We start from the raw sequence: 26440 nt of genomic DNA on the forward strand, positions 1-26440 counted from the left end.
GACGCATCGCCATCTCAGCCTAGTTCGCCCGTCTTTGCCTTGCCTTCACGACGGAGACATTGAGGTCGATTGCGGCACGGATGAGCGCCTTGAACGCATCCGCGTCGATCTCCTCTCCCTCATGGATATCAATCGCGCGCCTTGTGTTTCCGTCGAGGCTCGAGTTGAAGAGCTTGGCCGGGTCCTGCAGCAACGCCCCCTTGGCGAAGGTCAACTTCACGATCGACTTATAAGACTCGCCGGTGCAGATGATCCCGTCGTGCGACCAGACGGGCGTGCCCATCCATTTCCACTCCTCCACGACGTCCGGGTCGGCCTCTTTGATAAGCTGCCGCATCCGGCTCAAGGCCGCCCCGCGCCAGTCCCCGAGTTCGGCGATTCGTTGGTCGATCAGCTCGGATGCGGGATGGCCCTCGGTCGAATCCAGTTTTTTCATGCTCTCCTCCCTAGCTTGTCGCTCCCACCAGCCTGTCAGCCTGCGGACTGTGGCTCAGGCGAGTGGCAGGCAATACAGATTTTGTTGCCGTCAGGATCGCGGAAGTAGGTGCCAAAGTAATGCTCGTGGTACTCGGGCCTTAGGCCAGGAGCGCCGTCACATGTACCTCCGTTGGCGAGTGCGACTCGGTAGGCCTCGGCAACCATTGGTCGGCTTTCAGCGAGAAAGGCCACCATTTAACCATTGCCTGGCGAGGGGGGCTGTTGGTTGTAGGGAGAGCCGATCAGGAAGAGCGGCCTAGGCTCGTCAGGGCGCTGCCAACCCGCCCAAGGGCGGCTTCGATCACAAAAGCGAAGCTGGATGCCGAGGCTAGCCATGAGCGGTTCATAAAAAGCCAATGCGCGGTCGATGTCACTCACGCCGATAAAGATATGGGAGAACATACAGCGCCCCTTTGTGTGAATATCCGACGTTTGGCATGAGCGGCAGCCGATGGACGCAGCCCCTAGGAGTCTATCTAGGGGGAGTTGGGCAGCACAGTACGTCTACTGCTTCCTGGCTGTTTCAACATGGCGAGTAAAATTATTCAAAATGGCCTGCCACCCGTCGCGTTGCTGTTCGATGGAATGCGATGGCTCACTATCGAAAGTCACGCGAACCACAACACCTTTTGGGCTATCCGCAAATTCAACCTGCGCGGTGCGATCGCCAAAGGAATATTCGATCAGTTTGTGTGCCACCACAGCGGTATAGGTTCCGGCAAAATCGAACCCCACGCTGCCATCCTTGGCTTCCATTCGTGACGAGAAGATGCCGCCGACGCGCAAATCCACTGTGGCCGAGGTGGTGTGCCAATCATCAGACGCGGCGTTCCACTGCTTGATATCCTCGGGAGTTGTGTATGCGTGCCAAACGTTCTCGATGGGGGCCGCGACTGTGGTTTCAACAGTGATTTTCATGACGAGCGTCCTTCTTGGTTTGGGGCAATTAGATTTGGCGATGTGGTGCACCGGTGTACTCAAGCTAGAAGACGTATTTTTTACGTCATCATCCAGAATGCGTGGCAACAATCATGCTGGCCATGATTGCCACAGAACTATTTATGACATAAGAGTGCGAAATAGCTACCGGGAAATACGTCATATCCACACCTCTTCCCACGCTGCTTGATCAGGTGCGCAACCACATCCACCTCTTTGATAGCGCATTGCTCAAGACAGGTGTGATGGACGTTGGGCTTCATGCAGGAAGCCCAACCTACCGTGCTGTCCGTGTTGAACACCTTGTTATGCACACGCTCTCTAGCCCTGAGCTGCGCCTTGTTTTTTAGGGAGCTGGGGGTCCATAAAATCCCACGTTGCAGCACTTGCCACATAGAAATCTAACTTTGGTACGTAGAGCGATGCTTCGTTCAACGTGCCTGCCTTTATACCCAGCATGCCGGGAAGACTGCTGAACTTTGCAAACAATTGAGAGCCGCAATTCGGGCAGAAGCCTCTTTTGTGCACATTTCCGCTGTCGGCCGTTGACTTGAAATATCTTGCCTCGCCGGAAACAACAACGTCTTTCTCGTGGAAAAGCATTGCAGGAATAAACGCACTACCTGAAGCCCTTTGACAGTCTTTGCAGTGACAGTTTCCAGAAAATAATGGCTCGACATCGATTGAATAGTGGATTGCGCCACAAAGACACTGCCCGGTGTATTTTGAATTCATACTTAAATCCATGCTGGTTGGTAACGCGCATAACTAGAAGTAGGCGTCCAATAAAAACGTATTTTTTACGTCACCATCTGGACAGCTTGCCACATCACCACCTATGACGGAAGAGTAGGCAGCCCATCCCCAAGCAGTCCCTTCCTCCTCCACACCGCAGAACCATCATCTGCCAACAGACTGAGCGCCTCCCCAAACAAAACACCCCCGCCTGCAGCGCAAGCGGGGGTGTGGATTTGGCCTTCGGCCAACGTTGGCCGAAGAGTTCAGCGTGCGTTCAACAACACGCCATCAGGCGGTGGCGACCGGAATCTTGCCGATCTTGACGCGCCATTCGGCCGGGCCGGTGTTGTGCACCGAGGTGCCACAGGAATCCACCGCCACGGTCACCGGCATGTCCTTCACTTCGAACTCGTAGATGGCTTCCATGCCGAGGTCTTCGAAGCCGACCACCTTGGAGGCCTTGATCGCCTTGGAGACGAGGTAGGCGGAGCCGCCGACGGCCATCAGGTACACCGCCTTGTTGTCCTTGATCGCCTCGATCGCCGCCGGGCCGCGCTCGGCCTTGCCGATCATGCCCAGCAGGCCGGTCTGCTCCAGCATCTGGCGGGTGAACTTGTCCATGCGGGTGGCGGTGGTGGGGCCGGCCGGGCCGACCACTTCGTCACGTACCGGATCGACCGGGCCGACGTAGTAGATGAAGCGGTTGGTGAAGTCCACCGGCAGCTTCTCGCCCTTGTTCAGCATGTCGACCATGCGCTTGTGCGCAGCGTCGCGGCCGGTAAGGATCTTGCCGTTCAAGAGCAGCACGTCGCCCGGCTGCCAGCTCGCCACTTCTTCCTTGGTGATCTTGTCCAGATCGACGCGCTTGCCGTTGGAGCTGTCGTAGGTGATGTCCGGCCAGTCTTCCAGGCTCGGGGTTTCGAGGTGGGCCGGGCCGCTGCCATCCAGGTGGAAGTGGATGTGACGGGTGGCGGCGCAGTTCGGGATCATGGCGACCGGCAGCGACGCGGCGTGGGTCGGGTAGTCCAGGATCTTGACGTCGAGCACGGTGGTGAGACCGCCCAGGCCCTGGGCGCCGATGCCCAGCGCGTTGACCTTCTCGAAGATTTCCAGGCGCAGCGCTTCGACCTTGGTCAGTTCCGCGCCGCTGTCGGCCTTGGCCTTGAGCTCGTGGATGTCGACGTGGTCCATCAGCGATTCTTTGGCCAGCAGCATCGCCTTTTCCGGGGTGCCGCCGATGCCGATGCCGAGGATGCCCGGCGGACACCAGCCGGCGCCCATGGTCGGCACGGTCTTGATGACCCAGTCGACGATGGAGTCGGACGGGTTGAGCGCGTAGAACTTGGATTTGTTCTCGGAGCCACCGCCCTTGGCGGCACAGATTACCTCGACGCCGTCGCCTTCGACGATCTCGAAGTGCACCACGGCCGGGGTGTTGTCCTTGGAATTCTTGCGCAGGCCGGCCGGGTCGAGCAGCACGGAGGCGCGCAGCTTGTTGTCCGGGTTGTTGTAGGCACGACGCACGCCTTCGTTGACCATCTCCTGTACCGACAGCTCGGCGTCCCACTGCACCTTCATGCCGACTTTCAGGAACACCACGGCAATACCGGTATCCTGGCAGATCGGACGGCGGCCTTCGGCGCACATGCGGCTGTTGATCAGGATCTGGGCCATGGCGTCCTTGGCCGCCGGGCTTTCTTCGTGCTGATACGCCTTGTACAGCGCGTCGATGTAGTCTTTCGGGTGGTAGCAGCTGATGTACTGGAAGGCATCCGCGATGCTCTGGATGAAGTCTTCCTGACGGATGATGGTCATGAGGCTGTCTCGCAAAAACGTGGGGTGATGACGAGTGGCCAGCGGGCTGGCCGCGGGAGCCGCCAAGAGCAGCCGTCCGACGGGAGCGCGATACGGCTGGTCTTAGCGGCCCAGCCGCCGATTGTAACACCGTTCCGGCCCCGGCTTCTGCCTTGTCGCCCCCATGACAGGCTGCTAGGCTTCATGAAGCACCTGTTCACGATCTTGCTGGACGTCTCTGGGCGTGATCCCGCAGACCGGAGAGCGCCAGCCGGCGTTCATCGACGATGGGTTTCGCTACGCTCCCCCATCCTACGCTCTACCTCGATCCACGATCCGCTCTCGACATATCGTGAAGCAGGTTCGGAAAATTGCTTCTCGTGCAGGAGAGACTGTCATGTCCGTCCGTATGGAACGCGATACCTTCGGCGAGATCGCCGTCCCGGCCAAGCGGCTGTGGGGTGCCCAGACCCAGCGTTCGCTGGAAAACTTCCGTATCTCGAGCGAGAAAATGCCGCCCGAGCTGATCGAGGCGCTGGCCCAGGTGAAGCGTGCCGCGGCCGGGGTCAATGCCGAGCTCGGCCTCCTGGCACCCGAGCTGGCGGGGGCGATCGAGGCCGCCGCCGGCGAAGTGATCGCCGGGCAGCATCCGGGCGAGTTTCCGCTGGCAGTGTGGCAGACCGGCTCGGGCACGCAAACCAACATGAACATGAACGAGGTACTGGCCAACCGCGCCAGCGAGCTAATGGGCGGCGAGCGCGGCGAAGCGCGCATGGTGCACCCGAACGACCACGTCAACCGCGGCCAGTCGTCCAACGACGTGTTCCCCACCGCGATGCACGTGGCGGCGGTGGCGGCGCTCGAACAACGCCTGCTGCCGGCGCTGGACGTGCTGGCGGCGACCCTAACCGTCAAGGCGCTGGCGTTCACCGACATCGTCAAGATCGGGCGAACCCACTTGCAGGATGCTACGCCGCTGACGCTGGGACAGGAGTTTTCCGGCTACGTGGCGCAGTTGGCGCATAGCCGGCGCCATCTCGAAGACGCGCTGCCGCACCTGTGTGAACTGGCTCTCGGCGGCACGGCGGTCGGCACAGGGCTCAACGCACATCCGGAATTCGCGGTGCGCGTGGCGCAAAGGTTGGCCGAAGACACCGGCCTGCCCTTCGTCACCGCTCCCAACAAGTTCGAGGCGCTGGCGACGCACGACGCGCTGGTGCACGGCCACGGCGCGCTGAAGACGCTGGCCGCTGCGCTGATGAAGCTCGCCAACGACGTGCGCTGGCTGGCCAGTGGGCCGCGTTGCGGCATCGGCGAGATCACCATTCCTGAGAACGAGCCGGGCAGCTCGATCATGCCGGGCAAGGTCAACCCGACGCAGAGCGAAGCGCTGACCATGGCCTGCGCCCAGGTGCTGGGCAACGATGTGGCGGTCAACATCGGCGGTGCCAGCGGCAACTTCGAGCTCAACGTGTTCAAGCCGCTGATCATCCACAACTTCCTGCAGAGCGTGCGCCTGCTGGCCGACGGCATGACCAGCTTCAACGAGCACTGCGCGGCCGGCATCGAACCGAACCGCGCCCGCATTGACGAGCTGCTGGAAAAATCGCTGATGCTGGTGACGGCGCTCAATCCGCACATCGGCTACGACAAGGCGGCAGCCATCGCCAAGAAAGCGCACCAGGAAGGGCTGACGCTACGCGAGGCGGCGCTGGCCAGCGGCTACCTGACGGCGGAGCAGTTCGACGCCTGGGTGAAGCCACAGGACATGGTGGGCTGAGCGCAGCCCGGCCGACGCTTAGAGCCTGTTTACGATCTCACGAGCGAGAGCGAGACAAGGCAAAAATGGCTGAGGAAGCGGAGTTTACGAGGGGTAAATGAGCATTCCGAAGTCGTTTTTAACGCCGTACCGCCGAAGCGCAGCAGATCGCAAACAGGTTCTTACGCCGGCACCCCCAGGATCACACTCGACGCCTTGAAGATCGCTGTGGCGGTCTTGCCCACGGCGAGGTCGAGTGCCTGGCTGCTGTCGTTGGTGACGATGGCGGCCACGGCGATGCCGCCGGGCAGATCGATCACCACTTCGGTGTTCACCGCTCCGGGCACGATGCGCGCGATAGTGCCGCTCAGACGATTGCGCGCGGAGAAGCGGGCGCCTTCGCCATCGGTCAGCACGATCACCGACGACGACTTCACCAGCGCAAACGCCTCGGCGCCGGACCGCAGCCCCAGCCCTTCGGCACTCTCGTGCGTGACGGTGGCCACGATCTTCTGCCCTCCCGTGACTTCCAGCTCGATTTCGTCGTTGACGGCGCCATGCTTCACGGCGACGACCTTGCCGAGGAACTGGTTGCGCGCACTGGTATTCATCCCCATCCTCCTGATCAGAACATAATCGTCGGCGAGGCTGTCGGCCTGTCGCCCCAGCTGCTCGATGAAACGGCGGTGCTCGCGCTCGATGATGCGGAAGTTCTCCACCAGTTGCTCACCGCGCGGCGTCAGGCGCGTGCCGCCGCCGCCCTTGCCGCCCACCAGCCGCTCCACCAACGGCTCGCCGGCCAGGTTGTTCATGGCGTCGATGGCGTCCCACGCCGCCTTGTAGCTCATCTTGATGGCCTTGGCGGCCCGGGTGATGGAGCCGCATTCGGCGATCTTGGCCAGCAATTCGATACGTCCGGCCCCACCGAAATTCTCGCCGCCCACCGTCATCCACACCGAACCGCACAAGGCAATGCTGTTGTCTTTCGTGTCCATGGCTTGCTAGCACCCTCGCCTGTCTGAATCGGAAAAGCCCGCACGCGGCCCCAGACCCGCAGCGCCTCCCGGCGCCGCCGCGCCAGCACGCGAGGCCGCCAGCTCGGCGAACAGGAAGGATTTCCAACTCCGGCGGGCGGGGTTGCGTCGCGACAGCGACGGGAAATAGCGCACCAGGAGCCGCGACACCGCCTCCCGCCCGCTCAGCCCCAGGTCCACCGACAACGGCCGCTCGCCAAAGCAGGCCGCCGCCACGGCGCGTGCCAGCCACTCGGCCTCCGCCTCCAGCACATCGGGCGCGCGGTGCGCCCCCAGCAGGGCGACCAGCTCGGCAAAGCCGGCGGGCGTCGCGGCGCGGATGCTGGCGTAATCCGGTTCCGGCATCGGCTCCAGACGGTCCAGCTCGGGGAAGCGCTGCGCCAGCATCGCCAGCAGCGCCGGCTGCGGCAGACCGAGGGTCCAGGCGAACAGCGGCAAGTCGCCGTCCTGGGCATGGCGCAGCACCCCGGCGATCGCCCGGTCCAACAACGCCGACTCGTCACGGGGCAGCGGCGCCGTGGCCGTGGAGAGAGAAAGAGCACTCATGTCGCGAGCCTTTCTGGTGTCGAGGTGGGTGGGTAGGTCATGGGACAGCGCAGCCGGCCCGTCCGCCGGCGCCGGGCAGAGGGAACGCGGGTCAACACGCCCGGGCCGGCAGCACGCCCGGCGGCTGGCACGCCTCGGCGGGAGCGATCATGCCGTCGTGCAGCGCCAGCACCTGCTCGCCGAACACCGCCACGTCCTCCGGATCGTGCGTGATCAGCACCATCGGCACCTGCAGGCGGCGCTGCAGTTCGTCCAGCTCCTCCCGCATCCGCTGGCGCAACAAGGGGTCGAGCGCGGCAAACGGCTCGTCCAGCAGCAGCGCCCGGGGTTCGGCCACCAGCGCCCGCGCCAGCGCGGTGCGCTGGCGCTGCCCGCCGGACAGTTCGCCGGGCATCTGGTGGGCGAGGTGGCTCAGATGCAACGCCTCCAGCCAGTAATCGACCGCCTCGCTCTTCTCGGCAGCGCGCGGGTTGAACCAGCCGCGCTTCAGGCCGAAGCCGATGTTCTGGCGCACGCTCAGGTGCGGAAAGAGCGCATAGTCCTGGAACAGGTAGCCCACCTTGCGCGCCTGCGGCGCAAGGTCGATGCCGGCGCCGGCATCGAACAGGGTCTCGCCGTCGAGGCGGATATGGCCGTGGTCGGGCCGCATCAGCCCGGCGATCGCCTTCAGCGTCAGGCTCTTGCCCGAACCGGACGGCCCGAAGATGACGATGCGCTGGCTCACCGACTGAAAGCGGACCTGCAACTGGAAGGTGCGCTTGCCGGAATGCAGGGTCTTGCGGATATCGATATCGAGCTGCATGCTCCGCTCTCCTACTGGTTGGCGATGCGGCCGGGGGCCAGACGTCCCGCCGCCAGCAGCACCACCATGCACACCACCGAGGTGATCAGCACCAAGGTATTGGCCACGTCGTCCTGCCCGGCCTGCACCGCCTCGTACACGGCGATCGACAGGGTTTGCGTCTTGCCCGGGATGCTGCCCGCCACCATCAGCGTCGCGCCGAACTCGCCCAGCGCCCGGGCGAAGGCCAGCAGCACCCCGGCCAGGATGCCGCGCCAGGCCAGCGGCAAGGTGACGCGGAAGAAGATCGCGGCCTCCGAGACGCCCAGCACCCGCGCCGCCTGCTCGAGCTGGCCGTCGACCGCCTCGAACGCCGCCCGCGCCGGCTTGAACACCAGCGGAAAGGCCACGAGGGAGGCGGCGATCACCGCGCCCTGCCAGGTAAAGATCAGATTGATGCCGAAGCTGTCGTGCAGCCAGGCGCCCAGCGAGCCGCGCCGTCCCACCAGCACTAGCAGGTAGAAGCCCAGCACCGTGGGCGGCATCACCATCGGCAGGGTCAGCACGGTGTCGAGCAGGTCACGCCCGACGAAACGCCCCCGCGCCAGCAGGAAGCCCACGCCCACGCCGAGCAGCAGATTGAGCAGCGTGGCGCAGCCGGCCACCTTCAACGACAGCGCCAGCGCCGTCCATGCCGATTCCATGTGTCCTCGCTCAGGGCTTCAAGAAACCGTACTTGCCCAGGATCGCCTGCCCGGCCGGGGACAGCACGTAGGTGACGAAACGCCGGGCTTCGTCGCCATTGGCGCTGCTGGCGGTTTTGGCGATCGGGTAACGGATGGCGAGGTCGAGCGGCACCGAGAACGCCACTTTCACCTTGTCCTTCATGATGGCGGCGTCGGTGCCGTAGACGAAACCGGCATCGACCTCGCCGCGCGCCACGTAGTCCAGCGACTGGCGCACGTTCTGGGTCGTGACCGCCTTGGTTTCCAGCGCCTGCCACAGCCTGGCGGCCTCCAGCGCGTGCCGGGTGTAGCGGCCGACCGGGACGCTGGCCGGGTTGCCGATGGCGACCTTCTGCACGCCGCCCTGATTCAGGTCCTCCAGCCGCTTGAGCGCCAGCTTGCTGTCGCCGGGCACGATCAGCACCAGGCTATTGCGCACGAAATCATGCCGCTCGCTCGCCGCTACCAGCTTCTGCTGCACGGCCTGGTCCATGGTTTCCTGATCGGCCGAGGCGAACACGTCGACGGGGGCGCCCTTGGCCATCTGCTGCAGCAGTGCGCCCGAGGCGCCGAAGTTCAGCAACACCTTGGAACCCGGATACTTGGTCTCGTAACCCTGAGCGATGTCCTTGAAGGCGTTGGTGAGGCTGGCGGCGGCGGACACCGTGAGCTCGCCGGCGTGCACCAGGCCGGTGACGGCAACGATGACGGCGGCGGCCAAAAGGCGTTTCGTCAGCGAGAGAGGCATCTTGGTCTCCGAGTTGAAATGTCGATCGAGCGTAATATACAGCAATATATCACGCTGTCGAAAACCCTCGCGACAGAAGCTGATTTACATCAAGGAAGGCGTCCGGCCCCGGTCACCTCGGACGCGCGTGGCCGGGCGCAATGGCCGGATCTTGGGAGGGGAAAGGTGGACGCTGCCGACCCTTACGGGAGGCCGGCCGGGACGCTCTCAGTCGTCCCGCGTCAGCACTTCCAGCAGTTCGATTTCGAAGATGAGGTTGGAGTTGGGTTTGATGTGAGCGCCGATCTGCCTTTCGCCATAGGCGAGATGGGCCGGCACGAAGAGCTTGCGCTTGCCGCCGACCTTCATCCCCATCAGGCCCTGATCCCAGCCCTTGATCACCCGCCCGGTGCCGATGACGCACTGGAAGGGGCGGCCGCGGTCGTACGAAGAGTCGAACTTGGTGCCGTCCTCGAGAAAACCGTTGTACTGGGTGGTGATCAAGGCGCCTTTGACCACCTCCTTGCCGTCGCCCGGTTGAATGTCCACAACCTGTAATTCGTTACTCATCAAGCACTCTCGTTGATTCGGTCATCGGTCAATGCTGCACGCAGCACGTTGGCCGAAATTGTAGCGCATCTTGCGCCGCCGTCGCCGCAGCGGGCACTGCCAAGGGTGCGCTCAGGCCCGGGGGGCATTGAAACGCGCTTCGGCCTCGCGGAACAGCGTTTTGACCCCCTCCACGTCCCAGGGGCGCTCGATCAGCGTTTCGTGGTCCCACTCGCTTCTCGGCCGGGCAGGGTGGAAGAAGTCGCCGCCGTACACATGGATGGCGCAGGTCATCTTGCCGATGGGATTCAGCACCGAATGAATGATGTCGCGACCGAGGGTCGCCACTTCGCCGGTGCCGAGTGACTGGGCCCCGGCCGCCTCGATGCCGCCTGCCGTGCGGCGCCAGAACACGTTGTCTTCACGGCCGGAATAGATGCCGATCACGGCAAACATCTGGTGGTTATGCGGCATCAGGCTCATGCACGGCGCCCAGACGAAGTTGAGGATGGTGAGTTCCGGGCCGGCATAGAGCGGGGTAATGCCGGCATGCTGCGGCTCGCCCAACCCGGCCATAACGCCTTGCCTATCCGCCACCGCCTCCTGCACCAGCTCGCGAATGGCCCCCTGCCCGTCGGCCACCGCCTTCAGGCAGTTCTGGATGAAACGGTCCTTGTCGAACATGATTTTTACCCTCCCCGGTTTCGCTCGATGGCCGGCCCTTTCAGCGTGGCACATGCCTCCCTAGTGAGAAAGGTTTTCGCGACGGTCACGCCCGGGCCGGGCGCGCCCTCCCGGCGCGGCGGCCGGATCTCGAGTCGGTTGATGGCAGTCAATGAAAACAGCGCGCCGCTTCGCCACTATCACCTCACCAACATCAGCGGAGTAACTGAACATGCAGAACAGACTTCAAGGCAAGGTGGCCGTCGTCACCGGGGCCAGCAGCGGGATCGGACGCGCGATCGTGACGCGGTACGTGGCGGAAGGCGCCCGCGTGGTCGCCTTCGCCCGCAACGCCGAGGCGCTCGCGGAACTGGCGGCGGCGCATCCCGGACAGGTGATCGCCGTCACCGGCGACGTGACGCGCCAGGAGGATTTGCAGCGGCTGGTCGAGGAAACCACCAGGCACGTCGGCAAGATCGACATCCTGGTCCCCAACGCCGGCATCGCGCGCGTGGTGCCGTTTGCGGACAGCAGCGCCGAGGCGTTCAACACGCAATTCTCGGTCAACCTGTTCGGGGCCGCCGAAACCGCCCGGCTCTTTCTGCCGCACATCCGCCCGGGCGGAACGATCCAGTTCATCACCACCTTCCTCACCCAGGTCGGCTTTCCCGGGCTCGCCATCTACAGCGCCAGCAAGGCGGCGCTGAAGTCGCTGTCGCAGACGCTGGCGGCGGAACTGGCGCCCAGAGGCATCCGCGTGAACTGCATCGCCCCCGGCCCCATCGGCACCCCGCTGTGGGGCACGGTGGGTCTCCCGCCCGAGGTGCTCGGCCAGGTGGCGGAACAGGTCACCGCCAGGCTGATCCCCGGGGCGTTCGGCCAACCCGACGACATCGCCGAGACCTCGGTGTTCCTGGTGTCGGATGCGGCCAAAAACATCTACGGGCAGGAAATCGTGGTCGATGGCGGTTACACCATTGGCTAAGCGCAAGCGGCCTCCTATCCTGCTAGGAACGGAGGCCGGCTCGCGATGCCGCACGGCATCGCCATCGACCTCCCCGTTGTCACTGTCACACCGAGTATCGCCACCATGAGCTATCCCGCCTTTTTCGACGCCGTTCCCCCGATTCTGGTTCACGACAAGCTGGCCGGCCTGCTCGGCGCCAGCAGCGACGGCATGCTGACCTATCACTACGTCGATGCCGTGCGCCTGGCCGGCCACTCCTGCCCCACCGTGGCGAGCGCCTACCTGATGGCGAGGCGCGCCTTGCAGGTGCTGTTCCCCGACGACGTGCCGGAGCGCGGCGAGATCGACGTCAGCTTCGCCAAGTCGCAGGACGAGGGCGTGACCGGCGTCATCGCCAGCGTGATCGGCCTGATCACCGGTGCCGCCGGTCCGGGAGGGTTCAAGGGCATCGGGGGACGCTTCAAGCGGCACGACCTGCTGCATTTCGATGCCGCGATCGAGGGCGAGGTCCGCTTCCAGCGCAAGGACAACGGCGCCGCCGTGCAGCTTGGCGTCAACCTCGGCCGGGTGCCTCCCAGCCCACTCAGTGGCCCCCTGCTGCAGCGGATCATGGCCGGCACCGCCACGTTGGCCGAAGCCCATGAATTCGCCGAACTCTGGCAAGCCCGGGTGAAGAAGATCCTGATCGAGCATGCGGACGACCCGGAGCTGATCGTCGTCAGGCTCTGAGCCTCCTCCATCTGGCATCACTGGCGCAGCCATGCCCGGGAGGTGGTGCCTCACCCGCTGGCCGGAGGCCGTCGCGCGGCGCCATCGCACAGCGGCCCCCTCCTCTATGCCGGATCAACACGCGCAGGCCGCAGCGCCGCCACGCATCCCGTTTTCCCGTTATGATGTTTGTGGCCGGGATGAGAGCGGGCCTCCTGCCGACGACCGGTGCCGGTATTTGCTACCGCTATCGCTCCTCCCTTCATTCGCCTACCCGGCAGGGCGGCCGCCTCGGCGGGCCTGCCCGCAACCAAGTCGACGCGATGATTATCGATTTCACCAAGACCGATCCGTTGCTGGCCTACCAATGGCTCACCGCCACCGTGACCCCACGCCCCATCGCCTGGGTATCCACCCGCTCGGCCCAGGGCATCAGCAATCTGGCACCGTTCAGCTTCTTTCAGGTGGTGACCGGCACGCCGCCGACGGTGATGCTGTCCCCCTTGGTGCAAGGCGACGGCAGCCTCAAGGACACCGTCCGCAACATCCAGGAAACCGGGGAGTTCGTCGTCAACCTGGTGCCGTTTGCCATGGCAGACCGGATGAACGCCACCGCCTTCGGCTACGAGCACGGCATCAGCGAGTTCGAGCGCTGTCACATCCCGAGTCAAGCGTCGGAACACGTCCAACCGTTGCGCGTCGAGGGCGCCAGCGTCAGTTTCGAATGCCGGATGGCCGCGCTGTACCCCTACCCGGAACACAAGCCGTCGTGCCACATCATTCTGGGAGAAGTGCTGCTGGCTCACATCGACGAGTCGATACTGGACGAACGCGGCCGCGTCGATCCGGCTTGCCTGGACATCATCGCCCGCATGGGCGGCAAGTGGTACAGCCGTACCCGCTCGGAAGCCAACTTCGAACTGTCGCGGCCGAGCGGCTGGGACGACCGCTCCACCGGCCGTACCACCCAGTAAGGCCAAATCGCGGCAGGCCGGGCCGGCGTTGACGCCGTGTCGTATCGACAGCGTACCGACAACGTCGGCCACCGGTTCTGCGAGGCCTTCCGAATACATTCATGAAGAAGCAATCGGAGCCTGCGCTAAAGCCTGCATTGTGCCGCTGGTTTCGAAACCGGCGACCTCCGCCCCCCCAAATGGTGCTGCCCGTAGCGCGTCCTATACTGCATCAGGATCAGTGTACACATCGATATCCACAAGGAGTTTCACCATGGGCAAGATCAGACAAGGCAACAAGGAAGCAAAGAAATCACCCATCATGACGCCCAAGGAGAAGAAAGCCGCGAAACAGGGCAAGAAACACACCTCGGACAAGATGCCTTGATGGTTTCCTGATCGGTTTGCCGCGATGGATGGCTTGATCCATGGACAGGACGAGCAGGCTGTTTTTCTAGCATGGGATGTTTCAGTCTTGCCGAATAAGGATTCAATTCTTGGTCTCGGCAGGCGGCTTGCCTTGTGCCCCCATCCGCCATCGCAGGGTTCTGGACGGATGTCGGCCCTCCCCTGCCACTGATGAGTCACGTGACCGCCTCAGCTGAGGGAAGTCGTTTGTTTGGTGGCCAGCCAAGACAGCCACGCGTTCATGGTGGAATAGAGCATGACGACCACCGGGGGTAAGATGCGTCACGCATTAAGCAATCACCGAACAAACCTCATCACGATTGCCACGTTGGCAATGTTCAGCCGCGGACTTGACCCAGAGTATTCTCGCGGCGTACAGCAGGAACTCGCCCGGCTGAAAGGGCCCGCCCGGGAGTCGGATAGCCATATTCGGGACCTGACGGCGCTGCTCTGGTGTTCGATTGACAACGACGACTCCCGTGACCTTGACCAACTGACGGCAATCCAGCCCCTGGCACGAGGTTCGGTGCGGGTATTCGTAGCGGTTGCCGACGTTGATGCACTCATCACAAAGGGATCACAAATTGACGAGCATGCCCGCGTCAACACCACTTCCGTTTACACCTCGGCACGCGTTTTTCATATGCTGCCCGAACGTTTGTGCACCGATCTAACTTCCCTCAACCCCGACGAAGACCGCTTGGCCCTAGTGACCGAGATGGAGTTCACCTGCGACGGTGTCCTGGTCCACCCGACCATTTACCGCGCCCTGGTTCGCAACAAGGCCCAGCTCGCTTATGACGATGTCTCCGCCTGGATCGAAGGGACAGGCGAGTTGCCCGCCGCGGCGCAACGCATCACGGGGATGAACACCCAGTTGCGCATGCAGGATGAGCTTGCCCAAAAATTAAGGGTGCTGCGACGTGCACAGGGCTCCCTGGAATTTGAAACCTTCCAACCCAGGGCAGTATTCCATGGCGAACAAATCACCGACATAAAACAGCAGGAGCAAAACCGGGCACGTCAGCTGATCGAAGAACTGATGATCGCCACCAACGGCTGCACAGCACGCTTCTTGGCTCAGCAAGGGAGTGCCTCTCTGCGGCGGGTGGTGCGCTCGCCCGAACGCTGGCAGCGCATCGTCAGCGTGGCCAACGGTTATAACGCGCAGCTTCCCAGCCAGCCTGATGGCCAGGCGCTCGAAGCCTTTCTCGCTCTTCAACACAAGACCGACCCGCTGCGCTTTCCCGATCTTTCGCTCGTGATCGTAAAACTGATGGGCTCGGGAGAATACGTGGTAGAGCGGCCCCATGGGCCACCTATCGGTCACTTTGGCCTGGCCGTGCAGGACTACATGCACTCTACGGCACCCAATCGGCGCTTCCCGGACTTGATCACATTACGTCTGCTCAAGGCGGCACTGGCCGGTAGCGTGTCGCCATACTCCAATGATGAACTGGACGAACTGGCCTTGCACTGCACCATGCAAGAAGACGCCGCACGAAAGGTGGAGCGACAGCTCCGCAAGTCTGAAGCGGCTCTGCTGCTGCATTCGCGAATCGGACAACGCTTTGATGCCCTGATAACCGGCAGCGGGGACGAAGGCAGTTGGGTGCGTATTTTTGAACCGCCGGCGGAGGGGCGGCTGACTGGCGACTTGCCCGAGTTGAAAGTTGGGCAACTAGTACGGGTGCGATTGGTGTCCACATCCGTGGAGCGAGGCTTCATTGACTTCGTTCTCGTACACTAACTCCCGCGTTTTGCGGGAATGAGCAGACGATACCAAGGCGGCTCTATGAAATCCAAGGTGTGGTGGCTTGAGTCGCTGACGGGTGAACCTGACCATCTTTCCAAGCTCAATGCCGGGTTGTCCAGTGCCGAGGCAAGAAAGAGGCTTGCCCAATTCGGCCCCAACCTGTTCCGGGAACGAGACGAAAAATCGTTGCTACGGCAGTACCTCAGCCGCTTCAAGAACCCTCTGGTCCTCATCCTCCTCGTCGCCAGTGCTGTTTCGGCTTTTACCGGAGAGGTCACAAACTTCCTCATCATCAGCTTCATTGTGCTGCTGAGCGTCACGCTGGACTTTGTGCAGGAACACCGTGCCAACCAGGCTGCCGATAAGCTACGGCAATCTGTTTCCATTCGCGCCATCGTGGTACGTGATAGTCAGAACAAGGAGATTTCGGTAGCTCAAGTCGTTCCCGGCGATCTCGCGTTGCTGTCGGCCGGCGACTTGATCCCTGCCGACGGACGCGTTCTTGAAGCACGCGACTTCTTCGTCAAGCAGGCGCTGCTGACGGGGGAGACCTACCCAGTAGAGAAGCACCCTGGCGAGCTCCCTACTACGGCCACTGAAATTCAGGAAGCGACCAATGCGGTATTCATGGGCACTTCGGTCATCAGCGGCAGCGCCCGTATCCTCGTAGTCAAGACCGGCACCGCGACCGCCATTGGTGAAATCGCGGACAGCATCTCCCGACAAGCGCCCGCGACATCGTTCGAGCTGGGCGCGCGCCGCTTCGGCATGCTGATCATGCGCTTGACGGTGTTGATGGTGCTGTTCGTATTGCTCGTGAATCTCTGGTTTCACAAGCCGTGGCTGGATTCATTCTTGTTCGCCGTGGCGCTCGCCGTGGGCCTGACGCCGGAACTCTTGCCGATGATCATTTCGGTCACCTTGGCGCGTGGCGCATTGCGGATGGCCAAGAAGCACATGATCGTCAAACGACCCGCGGCCATTCAGGACCTGGGCTCGATGGACATGCTGTGCACAGACAAAACGGGCACGCTGACCGAAGCCAAAATCACGATGGAACGGCATGTCGATGCAGAAGGCCAATCGAGCGAGCGGGTATTGGAACTCGCCTATTTGAACAGTTTCTTCGAAAGCGGCCTGAAGAACCCTCTCGATGAAGCTATCCTCAACCACCAACATGTCGACGTGACGTCCTGGAAAAAAGTGGATGAAGTCCCATTCGACTTCGAGCGTCGTTGTGTCTCGGTGCTACTGGATAACGGCCAAGACCGATGGCTAGTAGTGAAGGGAGCGGCCGATGAAATAGTCGGCCTGTGCACCCATTATGAAACGCAAGGTAGCCCACTCCAGCGCCCGCTGGATGAGTCCGCCCGATCGGTGATTCAGACCCAGTACCACGCCCTCGAGGCGGAAGGCTTCCGCGTGCTGGGTATCGCCTGGCGCCAGGTGGCACAGGATCATCCCCACGCGGTGCTGAGTGACGAAACGGAACTCGTACTGGCCGGGTTTGCCGCCTTCCTCGACCCGCCCAAAAAGAGCGCCGCCTCGGCACTCAAGGCACTGGAAAACGCAGGGGTAACCATCAAGATCGTTACGGGCGACAGTGATCTCGTCACCCGGCATGTCTGCACCCAACTCAACATACCTGTCACGGGACTTCTGACTGGCAAGGAAATCGAGCAGATCGACGACCACACCCTGCGTGCCAGGGTCGAAACGGCTAACCTCTTCTGTCGAGTCAATCCAGCCCAGAAGGATCGCGTGATCCAGGCACTCAAGGCGCGCGGTCATGTGGTCGGATACCTGGGGGATGGCATCAACGATGCACCATCGCTGCATTCGGCAGATGTCGGTATCTCGGTCGATTCGGCGGTGGATGTCGCCAAGGAAGCGGCCGACATGATCCTGCTGAAACACGATCTGCATGTGCTGCATGAGGCGGTACTGGAAGGGCGTCGTACTTTTGGCAACATCATGAAGTACATCATGATGGGAACCAGTTCCAACTTCGGCAACATGTTCAGCATGGCCGGCGCTTCGCTGTTTCTGCCTTTCCTGCCGATGTTGCCGACACAGATTCTGCTCAACAACATCCTTTACGACGTCTCGGAAGTGCCGATCCCGCTCGACGAGGTTGATGCCGAGGAAATTGCCAGCCCGCGAGTGTTGGACCTGAGTTTCATCCGCAACTTCATGCTGGTGATCGGGCCGATTAGTTCAGTGTTCGATTTCATGACGTTCTACGTGATGCTGGCTGTCTTGCACGCGGACGAAAAGCTGTTTCAAACGGGCTGGTTCGTCGAATCGCTGTGTACCCAGGTGCTGGTGATTTTCATCATTCGAACCCGCGGGAGCCCCCTGAAAAGTCGTGCCAACCCGATTCTGACGGCGACATCGCTACTGGTGGTGGCCGTCGCGATGCTATTACCGTTCACACCATTAGGGGTCCATTTCCGATTTGAACCGCCGCCCGCGCGCTTTTTTTTCATCCTGAGTGGCATGGTGCTTGTCTATCTGTTTGTTGTCGAACTGGCTAAACAAGGCTTTTACCGATGGTCGATGGCGAATCACCATCGTCGCCACCGCTTTCGAGCCAGGGCGGCTTGATGTAGTCAAGCAAGCGCCAGCCCTGCCGTGCTCGGGGTGATTGCGAAGCCGCCCGCCATGCATAGCAACCACCGGGGCACCCGACATCACGCGACACAGGCGTCGAACGATTTCACCACGCTGTTGCATCCTCGGTTGAATCCGCCCCCACCGAGGGCCGGCCTGTCCACAGTATGTGCAGACCGGCCGCGGCGGTCGAGGATAGAGTCCACGGAAGTGGTGTAAATGCAGGCCGCAGCACACCATGGCGGAGCCTGCAGAGGGCCTGCCAGACAACACCCCGCTACTGGGCGTGTAAACCTGGAAAACCGGACCAGAGTTCGGCCCTGAAATTTACACCACCTTGACGGACGCTATCGACATTATTGAATTCATGAACAGAGCCCGCCTATAAGAATACGGGCATTTGTTATGAAGACAATGACGTGCAGGGCTAGCCGTATGCAGGATCCCGCTCAAGTCTTAGAAGCCACTTACCTACCGCCCTACCGCCCACCGCCCCGCACCTCATCCAGCAAGACTTGCAGCGGATGGCGAAGCTGACGGCCGGCAAAGCGCTTGGTCTGACTCCGGCATGAGTAGCCGGTCGCCAGCGCCTCGCCCTCACTCGCCGGAGCGTCAACATGAGCGGCCCACGATTGCTGGAAGATGACCTCTGAAGTCGACACATTGCGTGCTTCGTGGCCATAGGTGCCAGACATGCCGCAGCACCCTGTCGGCTGTACCAGCAGCTGCAAGCCGCGGCGCTTGAATAGCTGCTCCCACTGCCGGTTGCTGTCCGGTGCATTGGTCTTTTCCGTACAATGGGGCAACAAGCGGTAGCGGGTGCCTACCTGCGTGACGGCCTCCGGCAATGCCTGCTGCAACCACTCCTGCGGCAGCAAAACCTGCGGCGGCGTCCCCATTTCCGGCACTTTGGCGTACTCCTGCCGGTAGGTCAGCGTCATCGCGGGGTCCAGGCCAACCAGAGGGATGTCGAACTGGCCAACTTCCTGCAACTGACTCGCATTGCGTATCGCTGCTTTTGCGAAGGCGTGAAGAAAGCCCTGCACATGCAGCGGTTTGCCGTTCGGGCTTAGCGGGGCAACCCACACCTGATAGCCCAAACGCGCGGCCAGCTCTATGAAGGCACTGAACAGCTCCGTCTCGAAGTAACGGGTAAAGGCATCCTGCACCAGGATTACGCTACGGGCACGCTGTTCACCCGACAACCTGGACAAGGCCTGGGGCGTGGCCGGCCGGACGTCCCAGCGGCGCAGCGTATCCGCCAGCTTGAAGCGGCTGAAGAGCGGGCTGTCGACAATACCGACATGCCGGGTGAGAAGTTTGCACACCCAAGTTTGGCTCATCAGGCCATTGTAGAGAGCCGGCACCTTGGCGAGATACGGCATGCTGTATTCCAGCGAGCCGATCATGTAATCGCGCAAAGGGCGCAAGTATTGGCGGTGGTACAGTTCCAGAAAGCGCGAGCGAAACTCGGGTACGCTGACCTTGACGGGGCATTGGCCGGTACAGGACTTGCATGCCAGGCAGCCCGCCATGGCGTCGTAGACCTCATGCGAAAAATCCGCCCTCCCCCGCCGCGCCGCCCGGCTATTGCGCCAGCGCTTGAGGAAGCTTCCAGCAAAGGACTGGCGCTGGCGCGCGACCTCGAGCACATCCACCCCGGCTTGTCCTTGCAGGCGCAGCCATTCCCGCATCAGCGAAGCCCGCCCTTTCGGGGAATGGACACGGTCGCGTGTCGCCTTCCATGAGGGGCACATCGCATCGTCGGGGTCGAAGTTGTAGCACGCGCCGTTGCCGTTGCAATGCATGGCGGTGCCATAGCTCTGCCAGACGCGCTCGTCGATTTGCCGGTCGAGCTCCCCGCGCGTGCTCACCTCATCGATCTTCAATAGCTGGATCGTGCTGGCTGGCGGCGTGGCGATCTTGCCCGGATTGAACTGGTTATAGGGGTCGAACACCGCCTTTAGCTGTTGCAGAGACGGGTAAAGTTCGCCGAAGAATGCCGGAGCGTACTCCGAGCGCACCCCCTTCCCATGCTCACCCCACAACAACCCGCCATAGCGTTGCGTCAACGCGGCGACGCCATCGGAAATCGGCCGGACCAGTGCGGCTTGCTGCGGATCTTTCATATCCAGTGCGGGCCGCACGTGCAGCACGCCGGCATCGACGTGGCCGAACATGCCGTACTGCAGCTTGTACTGATCCAGCAGCGCCCGGAATTCAGCGATGAAGTCCGCCAGATTCTCCGGCGGCACCGCCGTGTCTTCCACAAAAGGCTGCGGACGCGCTTCGCCCTGGATATTGCCCAACAGGCCGACCGCGCGCTTGCGCATGGCGTACACCCGCTTTACTTCGGCCTCTCCCACCGCAATGGTATGGCCCAGGCGTTCCACGGTCGTATCCGTGCGCAGGTGAGCGATGAAATCGGCCACCTGCGCATCGACCTGCCCGGCATCATCGCCGCTGAATTCGATGAGGTTGATCCCCAGGGTCTCGCGGTCTTTGTCCTGAGGAAAATACTCACCCACGCTATTCCAGACGATATCCTGCATGGCCAGCAGCAATACCTTGGAATCGACGGTCTCGATCGACAGCGGGTTAAGGGCCAACAGGGCACGCGTGTCGCGCAGCGCGTCCATGAAACTGCCGTAGCGCACATTCACCAGCACCGAATAATTCGGTATCGGCAGCACATTGAGCTTGGCCTCGACGACAAAACCCAGCGACCCCTCGGCGCCGCAGAGCACGCTGTTGAGGTTGAACCGTCCATCCGGTTCGCGTAAGTGGGCCAGGTCGTAGCCGGTCAGACAACGGTTGAGTTTGGGAAACTTGGCTTCGATCAGCGCCGCTTTTTCTTCACTGATCTGGCGCGCCGCACGGTACACCTTGCCCACGCGGTCCTGACGAGCGCATTGCTGCTCCAGCTCTTGCTCATCTAGTGGCCTGCCATGCAGGCGCTCGCCGCCCATCAGCACAAAATCAAGCGCCAGGACATGGTCGCGGGTCTTGCCGTAGGTACAGCTCCCCTGCCCGCTCGCATCGGTATTGATCATTCCGCCGATGGTCGCCCGGTTGGACGTGGACAGCTCGGGCGCGAAGAACAGTCCATACGGCTTGAGGGCGGCATTGAGCTGATCCTTGACCACCCCTGCCTGTACCCGCACCCACCGTTCCTCGGGGTTGATTTCCAGGATGCGGTTCATGTGACGGGAGAGATCGACCACCACGCCATGGGTCAGCGATTGCCCATTGGTGCCCGTTCCGCCACCACGGGGGGTGAGCACCACATCCCGATAAGACGGCGTATCCATGAGAGCCGCCAGGCGCTGCACATCGTGGGCATCGGCAGGGTAAACCGCCGCCTGGGGCAGGCGCTGGTAGATGGAGTTATCCGTCGACAGCACCGTTCGAGTGCCGTAGTCGGCACTGATCTCTCCAACAAACCCACTCGCCTTGAGTGCGTCGAGGAACGCACGAGTCGTTGAGGGCAGTTCTGCGTCTGTTTGGGCGAGTAGAGCAATCGACATAGCGGCAACCGTAGTGATGAGCCAAGGAGAAACCTTGACCTGTCTGCATGAGATGGAAGTGGCATTCCCACAATGGTGCTAGTATCCCTGAGCCACTTCACGGCAACAAACGACAATTTCACAGCAAAAGAATGAGTAAAACTCATGAATCATCGGCGCCTGACACCCTCGATGTCGCTACTGCTGGTATTCGAGTCCGCGGCTCGACATGAGAGCTACACGCGTGCGGCGGAAGAGCTGTCGCTCAGCCAGAGCGCCATCAGCCGCCAGGTGCAGGCGCTCGAGGAGCATCTGGGGCTCAAGTTATTCCGGCGCGAAGGAAGATCGGTCAGGCTGACCGATGCGGGACGTCGTTACTACCTGGAGTTGAGCGAAGCGCTGGGACGCATCCGTAGCGCGACCTTGCAAGCCATGTCTTCGCAATCAGGGACCGGGGCACTACGCCTGGCAACGCTGCCGACGTTCGGGTCCAAATGGCTGTTGCCGCGCCTGCATGAGTTCTATGCAAGCCACCCTGGCGTGACGATCCACATCCATTCGCGAATAGGGGATATCGATTTCAATACCAGCGAGATCGATGCCGCCATCACCGTCGGCACCGGCGATTGGCCCGGGATGATGGCGCATCGGCTATACAACGAATTTCTCGTTGCCATTGTCGATCCGTCCGGAGTTGAAGACGGCCAAGACATAGCGCCGGATTGGGCCATGAAGCAGACCTTGCTGACGGTCGCCAGCAATCCGCAAGCCTGGGCCGAGTGGTTCTCGCACTATCACCTCGATCATCGCCAAATGCGCATGGGGCCGAGCTTCGAACTCACGTCCCACTTGATCCAGGCGGTCAGGGCAGGCATCGGCATCGGCCTGGTGCCACAGGCCCTGATAATGGACGAACTGCAACGCAAAGAACTCATCACTATTGGCGAGGCCATCGCCAGCCCGCGCAGCTATTACCTGGTTTACCCCCCGAGAAATGCCTCGCTCCCTTCCTTGACTGCATTTCGAGACTGGCTGCTCAGCGCTTGCTGAGTAAGAATAAACTCCTTCTCTGTTCCCCCTGCTTGGAGGTTGCAGCCGGGTTGGAGGGCATACTCCCCCAGAGGAGGCCTAGCCCCGTCGCAAGGCGAGCGTTCGTTCAAATCAGGCACTGTCTACGACTTTAATAAATCGTCTACGACTATATTTGCGCAGAACAACAGATATTCTGGTCTATTAAAGTCGAAAACAAGCCCCCTGCTCTAGCAAGGCTTTAAGAGGCCCTGTTTCAGTTGGAGTTTTGGCTAAAGTCGAAAACAAACCGGCCCCACTGAAGCAACTCTCTCACAAACCATCAATTAAAGTCGAAAACAACTAACTCGTCATCTGCCTGCAAGCCTTATCCAGACAGGGATGTCGCACCTCATGATCACACTGAAAGCTTACCGCTAAGAGCAACCGATACGCTACCCGGCAGTTCATCCGCCTTTGCTTCCATTGGAAGGCAACCCGCGCTACGTCAGCTATCTGTCGGGTAGCTGATGGTAGCGGTATGCCTGCTCTAAATGACTGCTTTCCTCAGCGGCAAAGGACGGCATCCGACCCAAAGCTGTCGTTTCCTGGTCATAACGAAAACGACAGCTTAGAGTTATCATGCCGCCGTTGTAGCGGTCGACGGGGACACGGCCAAGGCATCCAGCGTATTGCGGGTTGATATACGGACAAGCCTATGACGAACACCTTGAAAAATATGGTGTTTGAGTACAATAATGGATGTCAGCAATAACTATTAATATACGGGCCCGTGTGTCTGTATATACACTGTTAGACAGGTATATGGATGCGTTTGAAGAAACTAACCTGGCTGTTGAAGCATTCTCTGAATGGAGTATGCCTTGGTTGTTTATGGAAAATATTTTAAGTAATCCGTCATTGTCTGTCGCAGCAATAGACGTCCTGTTGGATGTCTGGAATAAAGCACTTGAGGAAAAGTATTGGAAAGATGCAGATCTTTCCGCCTGCTCTCAAATTGCGAAAGCAGATTTGGCTGCTAATTTTCCTCAGTTAAAAATAGAAACAATTGAAGCAATCGTTAGGGCCGCATCTTACCAGTGGCGTTAATCGGTCTAACAGTGCATTGCAGCCTACGCCTTCGGCGCGGCTGAATTCCAACGTTAGGGGCGTATGCGTTTCGCACTTGTGACCTTCATCGTTCTTTTTGCGAGCACCAAGAGTTTTGGTGCTGAAATAGATATGAAGGCTGGTTGTAAAAGCAACCCACAGCTTGTCGCGGCCTGTTTTACCGTGCATGGTCGGTTGTCTGCCTACAATGGCACGCCCGGCTTACGCATCTGGCCAATAGGTCCGCATCGATTACTTGGGATTATTAAAGACGAAGACCCTTTGGCTATTCCTGAGAGCATTAGAAACGAAGTTGGCTTTGGCAAAGACATTTCCGGAGACTTCTTGGTTTGCCCATTTACCAAATCAAAGCCTGGGCAAATGCAATTGGTGTGTGTGGAGGAAGTTTCAAATGTTCAGGTTAAAAAGCGACCCTAACATGGCGCTTAACCTCGCTCCCTTCGGTCGCTGGACTCGCCAAAGCTGTGCTTTGGCGAGCCGGTTAGCTCTACGTTAGGTGCACATGAAACTTTCTCAAACCGCCATAGCGTTTATCCTACTAGTCGCGGGTGCGGCCCAAGGCGAAAGTTCTCTCCCACCTCCAGCGTGGCCAGTACCGGACATCAAGTCCAGCGGAACGCGAATTCAGCCTGTCACAGGTGTAACGCTAGGCTCATTTCACGTCACTTTTGAAAAAACCACGTTCAATGACATCCTCGGCGCTTTGGGCAAGGCCCCCATCGGACAGCAAGGTGATGCCGGCGAATTTCTAATGTGGGTCTGCTATACAGTGCCGGTTGCGCATGTGCGTATTTGGCTTACATCAAGTGAGCTTGGTGGGCAAGAGTACATTGACGGCATGGTTGCAAAACAACTCGAACGTGCAGAAACAGAAAATTCTCTGTGCCCAATTCCAGCCAACAAAGCGGCGGTCGCCTCCATAGACAACGGCATCTGGCTTGACGAGACCGTTGAGAGAATAAAAAGCATACTGGGTACTCCAAACAGAGCGTCTGCATCGGTAATTTACTATCTGTATGAAGGGAAAGACGGTGAGTCTGATATAAGCAGTATTCTGGCTTTGAGGATTCACAAAAACAAAGTTACGGAGCTTTATGCAAATCACTCGACCACAAACTGAGAGCTGCACACCTAACATTGTGGTCAAGCGGGACGCCAAAAAAGCTCCGCTTTTTCGGCGCCACTTACCTTAAATGTTTATGGCAGCTTTGCGATAAACAACGGCCGTTCAGCTACTGAGTAGTTGGAGCTTTGGTATGTCCGCAATTGGCCGGGAGCGCGTATTCTCCAGTAAGCCCGAAACCTGCCGTTCCCGGTTTGGCAGAACAATAAGACTCCCTTCAACAACAAGGAGTCTGTCATGGAATCCACTCGCTCTCGGGAACCTTGGAACAAGGGCAAACTGGTCGGCCAGAAGCCACCGCTGAAGCCGAAGGACATCTGGGCCATCCGGACCCATCTGCAGAATGCCCATCAGGTGCGAGACCTGGCCATGTTCAATCTGGCCATCGACAGCAGGTTGCGGGGCTGCGACCTCGTGAATCTGCGGGTCCGGGACGTCACCCACGGCAATCAGATCCTGCCCCGGGCCATGGTCGTGCAGCGGAAGACCCAGCGTCCTGTTCAATTTGAGCTAACCGAACCGACCCGGACTGCGGTGGCGGCGTGGATTGCCAAGGCGAATCTCAAGCCAGAGCAGTATCTGTTTCCCAGCCGGGTCACCAGGTCGCCTCATGTTTCGACACGGCAGTACGCCCGGATCGTCCATCAGTGGATCGCCGCGGCTGGACTCGACACCTCCGCCTACGGCACCCACACCATGCGCCGGACCAAGGCGACACTGATTTACAAACGGACAAAAAACCTGAGGGCCGTTCAGTTGCTCCTGGGCGACTTTAATAACTTGTTTTCGACTTTATTAAACTGTTTTCGACTTTAATAGACAGGAACAACAGAGGACAAAAAACCACACTCGAGGCGGTTCTGCTTGTAACTAGACGGTCGGTCTATTATTCTTCGTCCATGGCACGCCCCAGCTTATACCCCGATACCCGCGAACACATCCTCGCCACCGGCGAGGGCTTGATCCATGGCCGCAGCTTTACCGCGCTGGGCCTGACCGAGCTGTTGTCCGAGGCGGGGGTGCCCAAGGGGTCGTTCTACCATTACTTCAAGTCGAAGGAAGACTTCGGCGTGGCGATGCTGACACGCTACTTCAGCGGCTACCGCGAGCGTGTCGGCGGCTTGTTGACCGACGACAGCGTCGGCAATGGCCGCGAGCGGCTGCTGGCCTACTTCCAACAGTGGCTGGACAACCACGCCCGCTGCGAGGCGCAGAGCTGCCTGGCGGTGAAGCTGGCGGCCGAGGTGTCGGACCTGTCCGAGCCAATGCGCGTGGCGCTGGACGAGGGCATGCTGGCCATCGTGCAGCGGCTGGCGGCCTGTATCCGCGAGGGCCAGGCCGACGGTTCGATCAAGCCGCAGTTGCCGCCGGACGACACCGCCTACGCGCTCTACAGCCTGTGGCTGGGCGCGGCGCTGATGTACAAGACCCAACACAGTCTGCGACCGTTGCAGGCCGCGATGATCCATACCCAAGGCCTGCTGCTGCCCTGCAGCGCGGCCTGAGAGCGATACCGTTTGCCAGCGTGCAGGCGG

At 60.8% G+C, this 26440-nt stretch carries 25 protein-coding genes and 1 pseudogene; 12 read left to right on the forward strand and 14 right to left on the reverse strand.

From position 1 onward, the window contains the following. Window positions 1-19 precede the first annotated feature (19 nt). The 5 genes from FURADRAFT_RS05755 to FURADRAFT_RS05765 form a co-directional block, all read right to left on the reverse strand. Window positions 20-436 (reverse strand): DUF1801 domain-containing protein, encoded by a 417-nt coding sequence (locus FURADRAFT_RS05755; RefSeq protein WP_008953185.1) that lies wholly within the window; start codon window positions 434-436, stop codon window positions 20-22. 35 nt (window positions 437-471) lie between these two features. Continuing rightward, the gene (locus FURADRAFT_RS21350) at window positions 472-672 is read right to left on the reverse strand and encodes a VOC family protein (protein ID WP_268869727.1); all 201 of its coding nucleotides are present in this window, start codon (window positions 670-672) and stop codon (window positions 472-474) included. A gap of 309 nt (window positions 673-981) precedes the next feature. Continuing rightward, complete coding sequence (locus FURADRAFT_RS05760; RefSeq protein ID WP_008953186.1) at window positions 982-1395, reverse strand: SRPBCC family protein; 414 nt, start codon at window positions 1393-1395, stop codon at window positions 982-984. A 342-nt stretch (window positions 1396-1737) separates the two neighbouring features. Next, window positions 1738-2151, reverse strand: a complete 414-nt coding sequence (locus FURADRAFT_RS20090) for a GFA family protein (RefSeq protein WP_081455938.1) — start codon at window positions 2149-2151, stop codon at window positions 1738-1740. 291 nt (window positions 2152-2442) lie between these two features. Continuing rightward, the gene (locus tag FURADRAFT_RS05765) at window positions 2443-3969 is read right to left on the reverse strand and encodes a fumarate hydratase (protein WP_008953187.1); all 1527 of its coding nucleotides are present in this window, start codon (window positions 3967-3969) and stop codon (window positions 2443-2445) included. A gap of 376 nt (window positions 3970-4345) precedes the next feature. Between FURADRAFT_RS05765 and fumC the strand changes: the two genes are divergently transcribed. Then, the gene (gene fumC / locus FURADRAFT_RS05770; RefSeq protein ID WP_008953188.1) at window positions 4346-5728 is read left to right on the forward strand and encodes a class II fumarate hydratase; all 1383 of its coding nucleotides are present in this window, start codon (window positions 4346-4348) and stop codon (window positions 5726-5728) included. A gap of 161 nt (window positions 5729-5889) precedes the next feature. On the opposite strand, the gene FURADRAFT_RS05775 is transcribed toward fumC, so the two are convergent. The 7 genes from FURADRAFT_RS05775 to FURADRAFT_RS05805 form a co-directional block, all read right to left on the reverse strand. Further along, the gene (locus FURADRAFT_RS05775) at window positions 5890-6702 is read right to left on the reverse strand and encodes a TOBE domain-containing protein (protein WP_008953189.1); all 813 of its coding nucleotides are present in this window, start codon (window positions 6700-6702) and stop codon (window positions 5890-5892) included. A gap of 6 nt (window positions 6703-6708) precedes the next feature. Next, window positions 6709-7287: a nitrogen fixation protein NifQ gene (locus tag FURADRAFT_RS05780; protein WP_008953190.1), complete on the reverse strand. Its 579-nt coding sequence runs from the start codon at window positions 7285-7287 to the stop codon at window positions 6709-6711. A gap of 91 nt (window positions 7288-7378) precedes the next feature. Next, window positions 7379-8089, reverse strand: a complete 711-nt coding sequence (locus tag FURADRAFT_RS05785) for an ABC transporter ATP-binding protein (protein WP_008953191.1) — start codon at window positions 8087-8089, stop codon at window positions 7379-7381. 11 nt (window positions 8090-8100) lie between these two features. Further along, entirely contained in the window at window positions 8101-8772 is a 672-nt protein-coding gene (gene modB, locus FURADRAFT_RS05790; protein WP_008953192.1) for a molybdate ABC transporter permease subunit, read from the reverse strand. Between the two features lie 10 nt (window positions 8773-8782). Further along, entirely contained in the window at window positions 8783-9541 is a 759-nt protein-coding gene (gene modA / locus FURADRAFT_RS05795) for a molybdate ABC transporter substrate-binding protein (protein WP_008953193.1), read from the reverse strand. A gap of 207 nt (window positions 9542-9748) precedes the next feature. Then, window positions 9749-10090 carry an FKBP-type peptidyl-prolyl cis-trans isomerase gene (locus FURADRAFT_RS05800; protein WP_008953194.1) on the reverse strand — a complete coding sequence of 114 codons (342 nt, stop codon included), beginning with the start codon at window positions 10088-10090 and terminating at the stop codon, window positions 9749-9751. A gap of 111 nt (window positions 10091-10201) precedes the next feature. Then, the gene (locus tag FURADRAFT_RS05805) at window positions 10202-10753 is read right to left on the reverse strand and encodes a hypothetical protein (RefSeq protein WP_008953195.1); all 552 of its coding nucleotides are present in this window, start codon (window positions 10751-10753) and stop codon (window positions 10202-10204) included. A gap of 211 nt (window positions 10754-10964) precedes the next feature. Here FURADRAFT_RS05805 and FURADRAFT_RS05810 point away from each other — a divergent pair, with 211 nt between their 5' ends. The 5 genes from FURADRAFT_RS05810 to mgtA all read left to right on the forward strand — a co-directional run bounded on the left by FURADRAFT_RS05810 (window position 10965) and on the right by mgtA (window position 18131). After that, window positions 10965-11717 carry an SDR family NAD(P)-dependent oxidoreductase gene (locus FURADRAFT_RS05810; RefSeq protein ID WP_008953196.1) on the forward strand — a complete coding sequence of 251 codons (753 nt, stop codon included), beginning with the start codon at window positions 10965-10967 and terminating at the stop codon, window positions 11715-11717. Between the two features lie 45 nt (window positions 11718-11762). Then, entirely contained in the window at window positions 11763-12428 is a 666-nt protein-coding gene (locus tag FURADRAFT_RS05815) for an FmdE family protein (protein WP_008953197.1), read from the forward strand. A 302-nt stretch (window positions 12429-12730) separates the two neighbouring features. Then, window positions 12731-13381, forward strand: a complete 651-nt coding sequence (locus FURADRAFT_RS05820; RefSeq protein WP_040652459.1) for a flavin reductase family protein — start codon at window positions 12731-12733, stop codon at window positions 13379-13381. A gap of 643 nt (window positions 13382-14024) precedes the next feature. Beyond that, complete coding sequence (locus tag FURADRAFT_RS05825) at window positions 14025-15518, forward strand: RNB domain-containing ribonuclease (RefSeq protein ID WP_008953200.1); 1494 nt, start codon at window positions 14025-14027, stop codon at window positions 15516-15518. 45 nt (window positions 15519-15563) lie between these two features. Further along, the gene (mgtA, locus tag FURADRAFT_RS05830) at window positions 15564-18131 is read left to right on the forward strand and encodes a magnesium-translocating P-type ATPase (protein WP_008953201.1); all 2568 of its coding nucleotides are present in this window, start codon (window positions 15564-15566) and stop codon (window positions 18129-18131) included. Here the strand turns inward: mgtA and FURADRAFT_RS21415 are convergent. Further along, window positions 18106-18239 (reverse strand): annotated as a pseudogene (locus tag FURADRAFT_RS21415) (IS3 family transposase); the annotation flags it as partial. The gene mgtA and the pseudogene FURADRAFT_RS21415 sit on opposite strands and share 26 nt — an antisense overlap. Window positions 18240-18616: 377 nt before the next feature. Then, entirely contained in the window at window positions 18617-21664 is a 3048-nt protein-coding gene (gene ydiJ / locus FURADRAFT_RS05835) for a D-2-hydroxyglutarate dehydrogenase YdiJ (protein ID WP_008953202.1), read from the reverse strand. A 144-nt stretch (window positions 21665-21808) separates the two neighbouring features. Between ydiJ and FURADRAFT_RS05840 the strand changes: the two genes are divergently transcribed. The 6 genes from FURADRAFT_RS05840 (at window position 21809) to FURADRAFT_RS05850 (ending at window position 26410) form a co-directional block, all read left to right on the forward strand. Continuing rightward, window positions 21809-22693 (forward strand): LysR substrate-binding domain-containing protein, encoded by an 885-nt coding sequence (locus FURADRAFT_RS05840; RefSeq protein WP_008953203.1) that lies wholly within the window; start codon window positions 21809-21811, stop codon window positions 22691-22693. A gap of 783 nt (window positions 22694-23476) precedes the next feature. Next, window positions 23477-23761 (forward strand): hypothetical protein, encoded by a 285-nt coding sequence (locus FURADRAFT_RS20465; protein ID WP_150105022.1) that lies wholly within the window; start codon window positions 23477-23479, stop codon window positions 23759-23761. Window positions 23762-23824: 63 nt separating this feature from the next. Continuing rightward, complete coding sequence (locus FURADRAFT_RS20470; protein ID WP_150105023.1) at window positions 23825-24199, forward strand: hypothetical protein; 375 nt, start codon at window positions 23825-23827, stop codon at window positions 24197-24199. An 85-nt stretch (window positions 24200-24284) separates the two neighbouring features. After that, complete coding sequence (locus FURADRAFT_RS20475) at window positions 24285-24902, forward strand: hypothetical protein (protein ID WP_008953204.1); 618 nt, start codon at window positions 24285-24287, stop codon at window positions 24900-24902. Window positions 24903-25142: 240 nt separating this feature from the next. Then, window positions 25143-25721 carry a tyrosine-type recombinase/integrase gene (locus FURADRAFT_RS05845; protein WP_008953205.1) on the forward strand — a complete coding sequence of 193 codons (579 nt, stop codon included), beginning with the start codon at window positions 25143-25145 and terminating at the stop codon, window positions 25719-25721. 83 nt (window positions 25722-25804) lie between these two features. Beyond that, on the forward strand, window positions 25805-26410 hold the full coding sequence (locus FURADRAFT_RS05850) for a TetR/AcrR family transcriptional regulator (RefSeq protein ID WP_008953206.1): 606 nt from the start codon (window positions 25805-25807) through the stop codon (window positions 26408-26410). Window positions 26411-26440 lie beyond the last annotated feature (30 nt).

It is taken from the genome of Pseudogulbenkiania ferrooxidans 2002 (genome assembly GCF_000174355.1).
Lineage (GTDB): Bacteria > Pseudomonadota > Gammaproteobacteria > Burkholderiales > Chromobacteriaceae > Pseudogulbenkiania > Pseudogulbenkiania ferrooxidans.